General features: G+C 37.5%; 11 protein-coding genes. 4 read left to right on the plus strand and 7 right to left on the minus strand.

All coding sequences use genetic code 11. The features are described from left to right. The 5 genes from RLO81_RS07465 to RLO81_RS07485 form a co-directional block, all read right to left on the minus strand. Positions 1-908 (minus strand): AAA family ATPase (locus RLO81_RS07465; RefSeq protein ID WP_350109469.1); only part of this gene is annotated, 908 nt, incomplete at its 3' end. Next, a complete protein-coding gene (locus tag RLO81_RS07470; RefSeq protein ID WP_350109472.1) occupies positions 898-2073 on the minus strand; it encodes a DUF4350 domain-containing protein in 1176 nt (391 codons plus the stop codon). The genes RLO81_RS07470 and RLO81_RS07465, both read right to left, overlap by 11 nt. Beyond that, positions 2063-2773 carry a hypothetical protein gene (locus tag RLO81_RS07475; RefSeq protein WP_350109475.1) on the minus strand — a complete coding sequence of 237 codons (711 nt, stop codon included), beginning with the start codon at positions 2771-2773 and terminating at the stop codon, positions 2063-2065. The genes RLO81_RS07470 and RLO81_RS07475 overlap by 11 nt, the downstream gene beginning before the upstream one ends. 15 nt (positions 2774-2788) lie before the next feature. Then, positions 2789-3628 (minus strand): DUF7847 domain-containing protein, encoded by an 840-nt coding sequence (locus RLO81_RS07480; protein WP_350109478.1) that lies wholly within the window; start codon positions 3626-3628, stop codon positions 2789-2791. Beyond that, complete coding sequence (locus tag RLO81_RS07485) at positions 3615-4574, minus strand: stage II sporulation protein M (protein WP_350109481.1); 960 nt, start codon at positions 4572-4574, stop codon at positions 3615-3617. The genes RLO81_RS07480 and RLO81_RS07485 overlap by 14 nt, the downstream gene beginning before the upstream one ends. Before the next feature lie 20 nt (positions 4575-4594). Between RLO81_RS07485 and RLO81_RS07490 the strand changes: the two genes are divergently transcribed. Continuing rightward, a complete protein-coding gene (locus tag RLO81_RS07490) occupies positions 4595-5299 on the plus strand; it encodes an RDD family protein (protein ID WP_350109484.1) in 705 nt (234 codons plus the stop codon). A gap of 7 nt (positions 5300-5306) precedes the next feature. On the opposite strand, the gene RLO81_RS07495 is transcribed toward RLO81_RS07490, so the two are convergent. Next, positions 5307-5612 carry a DUF2752 domain-containing protein gene (locus tag RLO81_RS07495; RefSeq protein WP_350109487.1) on the minus strand — a complete coding sequence of 102 codons (306 nt, stop codon included), beginning with the start codon at positions 5610-5612 and terminating at the stop codon, positions 5307-5309. 155 nt (positions 5613-5767) lie between these two features. Between RLO81_RS07495 and RLO81_RS07500 the strand changes: the two genes are divergently transcribed. Next, complete coding sequence (locus RLO81_RS07500) at positions 5768-7135, plus strand: exonuclease domain-containing protein (protein ID WP_350109490.1); 1368 nt, start codon at positions 5768-5770, stop codon at positions 7133-7135. A gap of 3 nt (positions 7136-7138) precedes the next feature. Here the strand turns inward: RLO81_RS07500 and RLO81_RS07505 are convergent, their stop codons facing one another. Further along, positions 7139-7825, minus strand: a complete 687-nt coding sequence (locus tag RLO81_RS07505) for a metallophosphoesterase (protein ID WP_350109493.1) — start codon at positions 7823-7825, stop codon at positions 7139-7141. A 148-nt stretch (positions 7826-7973) separates the two neighbouring features. On the opposite strand from RLO81_RS07505, the gene RLO81_RS07510 reads away from it, so the two are divergent. Further along, on the plus strand, positions 7974-8966 hold the full coding sequence (locus tag RLO81_RS07510) for an AAA family ATPase (RefSeq protein ID WP_350109496.1): 993 nt from the start codon (positions 7974-7976) through the stop codon (positions 8964-8966). A gap of 205 nt (positions 8967-9171) precedes the next feature. Further along, on the plus strand, positions 9172-10562 hold a 1391-nt coding region (locus RLO81_RS07515; RefSeq protein ID WP_350109499.1), incomplete at its 3' end, for a beta-helix domain-containing protein.

Raw genomic sequence — 10562 nt, forward strand, 5'->3', positions numbered from 1 at the left:
TCAGGACTCAACATGATGCGGTGATTCAAAACTGGAATAACCATATCCTTCACATCATCAGGAGTTACGAAATCTCTGCCTTGTACCGCTGCATACGTTTTGGCACTGTGCAACAGGCTGATACCCGCTCTTGGTGATGCCCCTAAATAAATGTTTGGGTTATTACGCGTTTCATGAATGAGACTGGCTATATAATGCAGTATCTCACTTTTCACATTAATTTGTTTTACCGTTTCCTGTATTGCTTTCAGCTTTTTAGCATCAATAATTTTATTGATGTTTTTCAGATTTAGATGGATACCACCAGTCATGTGTAATTCTAATATTTTCTGCTCATCATCCAGGTTAGGGTAATCTACAATGAGCTTAAACATAAAGCGATCTAACTGTGCCTCGGGAAGTCTGTAGGTACCTTCGTGTTCCACAGGATTTTGAGTACCAATGACAATAAAAGGCGATTCCAGTTCATACCGAACACCATCCACCGTAATCTGCCTTTCCTCCATACACTCAAACAGCGATGACTGAGTTTTAGCCGGAGCTCTGTTTATTTCATCTATTAAAATAACATTAGCGAATATTGGTCCTGATTTAAAGTCAAACTCTGTAGACTTTGGATTATAGATCATTGTGCCGATAACATCGCTGGGCATTAAATCCGGTGTGAATTGAATTCTGCTGAATTTCGCATCTACCGTTTTTGACAGGCATTTGGCGGTCAAAGTTTTAGCTACTCCAGGCATTCCCTCAATCAACACATGGCCCTCACAGAATAAAGCAATGGTTAATTGCTCTACGATTTTTTGCTGCCCCAACACAGCACTTCCTATCTCTTTTTGAATGGCCTCAAAAGTTTCTTGAACCACGGAGAGATCAACGCGTGATTCGAAAATATTATCATTTTCCATAAGATCTGGCTTTTTTATAAAAGTTTTCTATCAATTTTTCCTGTTCAATTATTCGTTCATCCAGCACATTGGCTACTGCCCGAATAACTTTGAAATTTGTAACTAAAAGGCTAACATCCTCGAAAGGCACTCCCGAAGAGTTTGAAAGATGTTTGGCGAATGTGTCATCAAGAACTTCCGTATCCAACCTGTACTTTTCCCTTACTTCGGCAAGAAAGTAATCTATCCTTTTCATTCCAATGTCTTTATGATCGCTTTCATTGTAATAAAGCTGTCCGATCGTTTCAACAAATTCAACCGTTGTATTGGCCTTCATCGGTAAAACAGGTATGATTCTTTGCTTCCTTTTCGATGCAAAAAGGATATACAATAGTGTGCCCAACAGAAGAAGATAAAGAGCCTGTTGTAACCCTTCAGTGGTTAAAACATGTTGAAATGGAGTTTTACTAATATAGTTTTTTCGCGCTTTGTAGTATTCATCCCAGATGGTATGCTGATCAGGTAAATAAGATAATACCTGACTTATGTATTGATGATTCTGATCTGATAGTATAAAAACATTCGAGAAGATATTTGGGGTTAAATGGAGGTATATTTTACCCTCACCAAATGTTGAATACGCAAAATTGGGCTGATCAACTGAATTAAACCCCAGATAATTTCTATCATCAGAATTGGCAAAATATGAATGGAAGAACATGCTCTGATTGGGTGCAATATAGCTGGTGCTGTCATCCTTTAAATAGAATTTGTAGCTGGTTTTAATCTCATCGTCAAAACTATTTTCTATGCTCAGGTGCAGGGTATCCAATAATTCTTGCGAAATTGTCCTACTGGCTATAAAGACCTGATTGCCATTATTCACGAACTCTAAGAGTGCCTCCAGCTCTACTTCAGTAGGTTGAAATGCGTTATTAATAATTATTAGGTTAGCATTGCGTTGAGTATTATCAAGAGCTTGTGATAATGATTCATTTGACGATTCAATGGATTTAGAAAATATACTCTCCAATTCGTTATACAATACAAAGTTACCATAAGGAATTTTGTCATATCTTGAGTAGGATTCAAGCCATGTTACCTCTTTTGGCCTAATTGATTCCAACACGCCAATAAGCACCAGCGCTATTCCTGAAACGATATAGTATTTGTACTTATTCCACATTTACAGTTTCATTAAAATCTCTAAAAGTGGCGTGCAAATCTTCAAAATGCTTTTTGTCAATAGTTACTCCGCCAAACCAAACATATTGATAGCATCGGGCCAAAAGAGCAAATTGATCTGAATATTCTATTGACAGTTCCCGTTGGTAGTCTCTGATGGATTTAGCCTTATTAAGTTCGATTTTTCCTAAATCTGAAAGAATCTTTAATACCTGTAAAAACAAATATCGAATAGCCTCATTGTATTTTTGGTTCTGAATGGATTGCCGTATCAGCTTCTCCCATTCGATCTCTTCCTTTATTAGTAGAAGGTCATCGTCTGACATGGTTAGCTGGTGTCGCTTTCTTCCAATTAAACCAAATACTCCTTTCTTGTATAGGCTGTATAGCACAAGGCCAATAGCAGTGAGCGCCAACGCCCATAGTAGAACTCTAATAATTATATAAACTATCTGTCCGATTGCTTCTTCATCTTTATCTTGAAAATAATCCTGTAGAAGATCAGCAAGCCACTCTCTGAACCCTATCCACCAGCTTACTTGGGCTGAACCAGTTGAGTAATTAAAATCTGAATCAGCACGGTATTGCTCCAGCTTTGAAGAGTCAAAACTTCTGACATCTCTAACATTGAGCGTGTCAGAAGTTCCGAATAGATTAAATGTGATAGCAACAAACAGAAATAGCGTTATCCCGAATCTCAACCCTGCGCGAATAAATTATAATTGATTGATAAGTTCTTTTTCACCACTGCCATCTTTATTCTCTACAAGGGAATAGTATCTGAATGTGGATATAACTGCCCAAAGAATCGTGATAACCAAACCGATTAAATAATAAATTGGCAGAAAATAAGCCATATTAGACATTGACTCAAACATAGCGGTAGGGTCATTTTCAGATGAAGCTTTAAACATTTGCATGCCCATAATCGCATACATTGGAATATAGGCTAAAATCATTATACCAAAAGAAATTAAATAGGTGACAATATATAACCCAAATGTGGACCACCAGTTATCTTTGATCAGATAGAAACACCTTTTCCATGATTCACCAAAACCGGCATCTTCAATAATGGCAACAGCATAAAAGTGAACAAGTACAACTGAAAGGTATATGCCTGGTAGAACGCAAAGTATCAAGCCAATATACATTACTACTACTAGTGCAATGGAACTTATTGTTAAAAAAATAGCCTTTGATTTAACAATTGGCAATAAATCATTTAACGTAATATTCTCAACTCCTGAAGCATAAAGTTTGATGTATCCGATAATTACAACGTAGCCTAAAACATACGCAATCATGATTAATCCATAAGAGGAAAGCATATTAATCATGTAGTTAAAAAAGGCATCGGTTGAATTTATATATTGCTGACTGCCGAACATTTCCTTCATTCCTGAAGCCATTAACAAAGCACCTAAAACAAGAGGTATAATAACCACTATTAAGGTTGGCTTGAGGATATTAAAAAAGTGTTGTTTAATGAAGATGGAAGCAGCTTCTAATGTTTGCCCCAAGTCTCGCTCTTTCTGAAAGTTAATTTGTTGCATGTTGATGTAGTTTATAAGGGTAGTAAATAAAGTAAAATAGTAAAAAAAGCATAGATAACAGTATTATTACTGCTGCCGGTATGGTAGATACAGTAGAATATCGCGTAACAAAACTCTCTAAAAAGCCCGCAACGATAAAAATGGGAATTAAGCCTGCAATAATTTTAATGCTATCTTTCGCTGCCACCTGAAATGAATGAAGCCTCGAATAGGTGCCCGGAAACATGAAACTATTTCCAAGCGCCAGCCCAGCACCACCAGCAATAACAATAGATGCTATTTCCAAGGTACCGTGAACCCAGATGGTCAAAGCCGAGATATAGAGGAGTTTCTTGGTGTAAAAAAAATATTGAAAACACCCCAGCATAATGCCGTTTCTAAACAATAAAAACCCTGTAAAGACAGAAAAAAAGATGCCTGCAGCAAAGAGTATCACCGTTACTCGAATGTTATGGATAGTTATGAATAGAATCATTGGTACAGGTTCCATACTTTCATATACTCCCATTGGGTTCCCATTTTCAATATTTTCAATGGTCATATCAACGTACTGGTCTCCCATAATTAATCGGGGGAAAGTTTCATCTACATGTGTTGAATATGCACCAATCAAACAAGACAATGAAAAAACAATGAGTGAAACCAATAGAGCCTTTCTGTACTTGTAAATGATAAGAGGTAATTCTTTAGCGAAAAAGTCAATTAAAAACGATCTGCTTTTTTTCTTATTCTTATAGATGTTGCCATGAACTTTACCAGCCAATAAATTTAAATAGGCAACAGTTTTACTTTCAGGATAATTGGTCTGTGCATAAGCAAGATCATCGGTGAGCTGAATATATAAATCAGATAGGCGATCGGCTGAAATGGAACCAGATGTTGAGAGCAAATCGTCTATTTCCGCCCATTTTTTTTCATTTTTGCGAAAAAAATTAATTTCTCTCATTAATTGAACATAAAAAATTCATGGCAATATACGTCAATACGCATCAGAATGTCCAAATCAATTATGAAAATTCGAGCATTGCTGATCGGCTTATTGCCTATTTAATTGATGCACTGGTTATAGCCGGAATTTCCCTGTCGATATTATTTATTGGGTCTATTATAGACCTAGGGTATGCCACATTCTTTATGTTCGTCCCTATTTTCTTCTATCACCTTATTTGTGAGATTTTTATGAATGGGCAGAGTGTAGGGAAAAGATACCGAGGTATCAGGGTAATGAAAAAAGATGGAAATGCAGCCGGACTCAGCGCCTATTTTTTACGTTTCTTACTCAGGCCAATAGACACTTTTTATGGGATTGGACTAGCAGTTATTTTCTTTACGAGCAAAAATCAAAGACTTGGTGATTTAGCTGCAGGTACAATCGTTGTTAACGTGAAGTCTGAGGCGAAATTGAAAAGTGAAATTCTTTCAGAAATGAGTGTGAATGAAGATCACGTGATCATGTACCCTGAAGTGTCAGAATTATCTGACAGAGAAGTCCAGTTAATAAGTGAGATTCTTGATAACAGAGCCGATGCAAAAAATCATCCAAATATTAGTCAGCTTGCTTTAAAACTAGAACTTAAACTAGGGGTTAAAATAAAGGATAATCAGACAGACTATATTTTCTTACAGCAGGTAGTTAGAGATTATTATAAAATGCACACCGATCAGGTGTAGGTGCATATTACCTTTGCATTTTTAAGTATTTTCTCCAATGGTTTATAAGTAGAAAAACTAATGCAGGAAGTACAATAAAAATTAAAGGATTGGATTGGTAGGCACTCATTAAATCTAAACTAAGTAAATCTGTGGCTGCAGTTGTAAGTCCACAACCAAGGCATTTGATACCTGTTGTGTAGTGAATCAAGCAAGGAATTGTATAGTCTAATCCCGCATAACTTTTAATGGTTACTGAAAAGATCAGATATCCAAAAAAAGTAGCAGTGAGCCAGTAGGTTTTTAAGTAGTTGCTTATTAATCTGCCAAACATAAATCAATGTAAGTTAATAAAAGTAGCCGATGCATTGTAAATTTTCAGAGAAGCATGTTAGCCACAATAAAAATAGGTGTGAATCATTTCTCATTTTTTTGAAATCATTCCTCATAGCTCGCTGTTAATTTTTCTAGTCAAAGTAAATTAGTAGCATGTACGCCATTGTAGATATTGAAACCACAGGAGGTTTTGCAGGCAAAAGCCGCATAACTGAGATTGCTGCCTATATACATGATGGTGAAAAAGTGGTAGATGAGTTTCAGACATTGGTGAATCCGGAGCAGGTAGTGCCAGGCTATATTACTGGTCTCACTGGCATCACGCAGGAAATGGTAGATTCAGCGCCTACGTTTTCTCAGATAGCTCAGCAGTTTCACGAATTACTACAAGATAAAATCTTTGTGGCGCACAATGTGCATTTCGATTATTCTTTCATCAAAAAGGCATTTGAGCAAGAAGGGTTTTTATTTGTCAATAAGAAGTTATGTACGGTTCGTCTAAGTAGACAGGTTTTTCCTAATCAGCGGTCTTACAGCCTTGGTAACTTGTGTGAATCGCTTAGAATTCCCATTGAAAACAGGCATCGAGCTTCGGGAGATGCTAAAGCTACAACCATCTTATTTGAAATACTTTTAAACGAAAATCCTGACGCAGTTCGCAATGCCCTCAAGCGGAATTCAAAAGAGACCACCCTACCGCCAAACTTATCAAAACAGGAATTTCTTGCACTGCCCGAGCAGCCTGGCGTTTATTATTTTCTGGATGAAAAAAGTAATGTGATTTACGTGGGTAAGGCCGTCAATATCAAAAAACGGATTACCAGTCATTTTTCAGGTACTTCAAAAAATGGTCGAAATCAATATATCAGAAACGAGGTTCACCACATAGATTATCAACTTACCGGAAATGAGTTGGTGGCGCTTGTTTTAGAGTCTCAGGAGATAAAAAGGCTATGGCCAAAGTATAACCGATCACAAAAATATATATCTAACCAATGGGGCATATACATATACGAAGATCGTGAAGGTTATAAACGATTTAATGTCAGCAAGAAAATAAAAGGGGTGCCGCCAATTATTGAGTTTAACTCACATGCCGATGGCTTCCATTACTTAATGGGTGTGATGAAAGAATTTGAGCTGTGCCCAAAGTTATGTGGCATTCAAAAGGTGGGTGGCGAGTGTTATGACGTGAAATTAGGAAATTGTAAAGGGGCATGTTGTGGTGAGGAATCTGTAAAATCCTATAATAGTCGACTAGAAGAAGCCATAAAATCGTTTGATAATGATGATCGGTCTTTAGCCATATTAGGTGAAGGTCGTAATGAGGATGAACAAACGCTCATAGTTATCGAAAAAGGCGCCTATTTAGGTTTTGGTTTTTATGATCGGGAGCAGCCGTTTTCGTCTTTGGAGGAGGCTAAATTGTTGATTGATTTACATAAGCCTACTGTAGAGATTAACAACTACCTAAACAGTTACATCAATAGTGCAGAGGCGAAGGTAGTTGAGTTAAAATAACCACTAATTTCTGCCAGCACCTTTCGGATAAAGGTTTTCCACCCGATCACTTTGAAATACTTCTTTGGTTTCAATATCCATTATAGATAATTTTTCACCCCAACCTGCACCGGTATCCATCATCCAAACTTCAGCACACTTAATAGGTTTAGTATGTCCTAATTTATGAATTGGTGTGTGACCAATAAATACTTCTTTATAAGATGTTAAACTGGTTGGATGTTCTTTCATCGATTCGGCAATAGCCTTTTCGAAGAAGTTTCTATCCCAAAGTAAAATGCTGGAATCTTGGTTTTCCATTGATAGCGATGTATCGATACCTGCGTGTACGAATAATTTATTATCTAACTCGTAATAACTTTTTGCAGCTGAAAGAAGGTTGAAATGTGATTCAGGCATACCGTCAGGATAGCTTTTAAGGGTGTTTTCACCACCATTAGCCAACCAGGCTGGGCTTACCTCATTACCCAGAGCCCATTCTAATGCCCAAAAATCGTGGTTGCCCATAGTGAGTACAAAGTGTTGAACCTTTAATAAAGTCTCAAAACATTGATTTGTTTCAGGCCAGCCATCACAGATATCTCCAATAGAAATAAGTAAGTCATTGGCAAAATCGAAAGCGCTTCTTTCCAGGCATTGCTCCAACGCAATGTTAGCACCATGTATATCACCAATAACAAATTTTCTCATGTTGGTTAAATATTGTTAATAAATACTGCCATTACCAAATCAGAATCACCCCTTATCAAAATTTTGAGCCATATTTTTTAATATTGCGCTAATATTAAACCAAAAGTAAGATATATCTCGTTAGGGGATTAGTGGAAAGAACGTAACTATGGAAGAAACAGTAGTAAGCAACGACAAGAAAAGAGAGCATCAGGAAAAGATCAAACAGGTGTTTGCTGAGATGGGCAAAGTAGTTGTAGGGCAAGAAGCTTTAATCAATCGCTTGTTGATTGGCCTTTTTACACAGAGCCACATATTACTGGAAGGAGTGCCCGGAATTGCCAAAACGTTAACAGTAAGTACTTTGGCTCAGGTGCTCCACTTAGATTTTCAACGAATACAGTTTACACCAGATCTGCTACCAGCCGATTTAATTGGTACAATGATCTACAACCAGAAGCAAGGAAACTTTGAGGTGAAAAAGGGCCCCATTTTCGCTAACATGATTTTAGCGGATGAGATCAACCGTTCACCGGCAAAAGTTCAGTCGGCCTTACTTGAATCGATGCAGGAAAAGCAGGTGACTATTGGCGAGACCACTTTTCAGCTAGACAGGCCTTTCTTTGTATTAGCAACTCAAAACCCGGTAGACCAGGAAGGCACATACCCTCTACCGGAAGCACAGGTGGACAGGTTTATGATGAAAGTGCATGTGGATTACCCTACAAAAACTCAGGAATTAGAGGTAATGCGAAGAATCTCCAATATGTCATTTGACTTCAAGGTGAACACCGTTTTAGAGAAGCAGGACATTTTTGATATCAGAAACGAAATCAACCAAACGGCCATTAATGAGTCGTTGGAGAAGTACATTATTGAGTTAGTACATGCTACCAGAGATCCAAAAGCTTATAATCTAACAGAAGAGGCGAATTACATTCAATTTGGGGTTTCACCAAGGGCGTCAATTAATCTAAACCTGGCGGCTAAGGCCATGGCTTATTTTGATGGCCGTGAATATGTATTGCCTGAAGATATTAAAGAAGTAGCACCAGACGTATTAAATCATAGAATTATCCTAAACTATGAAGCGGAGGCAGACAATATCGATACAAATGAAATTGTAAGGTCAATATTGAACAAAGTGCAAATTAACAATTAATTAATAGCAGTAAAATCATTCATTGAGAAATAGAGAGGCCTTTTTTAAAGGCCTTTTTTTATTGTAGAATCTGATCAACTTAACATTAGATTAAACTTTAGTTTACATAGTTAATAAATGCTTAATCTCATCAATGAATTGAGGTAACATTTAAAGCTTTCATTTGTGGCACAATTTGAAAAGCAATTAAAAACCAATTTAAGTGATGAAAAAGATTTTAAGTTTATTAGCTGCATTTGGGGTAATGTTTTACCTATCTTCTTGTAGCGATGATGATGATCCGGCTGCGGACAACGGTGTAACGATTTCAGGAATTCCTGCAACAGCATCAATTGAGAATTTTGGGACATTAGGGCCAGTAACTGCTAGTGTTGAAGGAACTGATGGTCTGGTTAGTTTAGTAGTAACCAAAGATGATACTGCATTTGAAACTGTTGATTTGACTGGTAATACTACGGCAACTTATGAGTTTAGCTATACTGCAACTCAAGAAGATGCAGGTGAGAACATTGTTTTCACTTTTACAGCTACTGATGTTGATGGAGATACAGATGTTGTTACTCATGTACTTTCAGTTGGTGCAACACCAATAGTGATTGTGAGAGGTGACATCGAAGAGAACACTACTTGGACAGCCGACAATATCTATCAACTTGATACACGAGTAACAGTTTTGGCAGATGTTACACTAACTATTGAGGCGGGTACCGTAATAAAGGGTAACGAAGGACAAGGAGCTGCTGCTACTGCTCTATTGGTTGCGAGAGATGGAGTGTTAAATGCTCAGGGAACTGCTGAACTTCCAATTATTTTTACTTCTATATTAGATCCAATAGACCCGGCTGATGTAGCGGCAGGAAATTACGCAAGTACAACTTCTGAGACTCAATCAGGTCTATGGGGTGGTGTGATCGTTTTGGGTAACGCACCTATTACAGCTAAAACAGATGAGGCTTCAGATTTATCAGAAATACAGATTGAAGGAATTCCTTCATCCGATCCAAATGGATTATATGGTGGAGATGATGAAAATGATAATTCTGGTACAATATCTTATATTTCAATCAGACATGGTGGAACCAATATTGGATCTGGAAATGAGATCAATGGATTGACTTTAGGTGGTGTTGGTGCTGGAACAACCATTAGTAATGTTGAAGTAGTGGCAAATGCTGATGATGGTATCGAATTCTTTGGAGGAAGTGTTTCTGTAGATGGCGCGGTGATTTGGAATTCATTTGATGATTCTATGGATACTGATATGGACTACAATGGAGTTGTTGAAAACTTTATTATTGTTACTCCTAATACAGGTTCTGCTTTTGAGTTGGACGGCCCTGAAGGTTCAATAACAAGAGGTGAAGATCACATATTTACCGAAGGTGTTGTTTATGGAGGTCCAGATATCGATGCAATTGTTGACTGGGATGATGATACAAACGCTAGTTTGAATAACTTGTATTTCTTCGGAATCGAAGCTGGAAGAATTGATAGCTTCGGAGGTGTTGGAACGAATGCCAACAGCAATACAAGTAACTGGGAAACAGACCTTGCAGACAACTCTGGCGGGTTCTTTGATGGAGCGGAATCAGTACT

It is taken from the genome of Fulvivirga sp. (assembly GCF_040220315.1).
Lineage (GTDB): Bacteria > Bacteroidota > Bacteroidia > Cytophagales > Cyclobacteriaceae > Fulvivirga.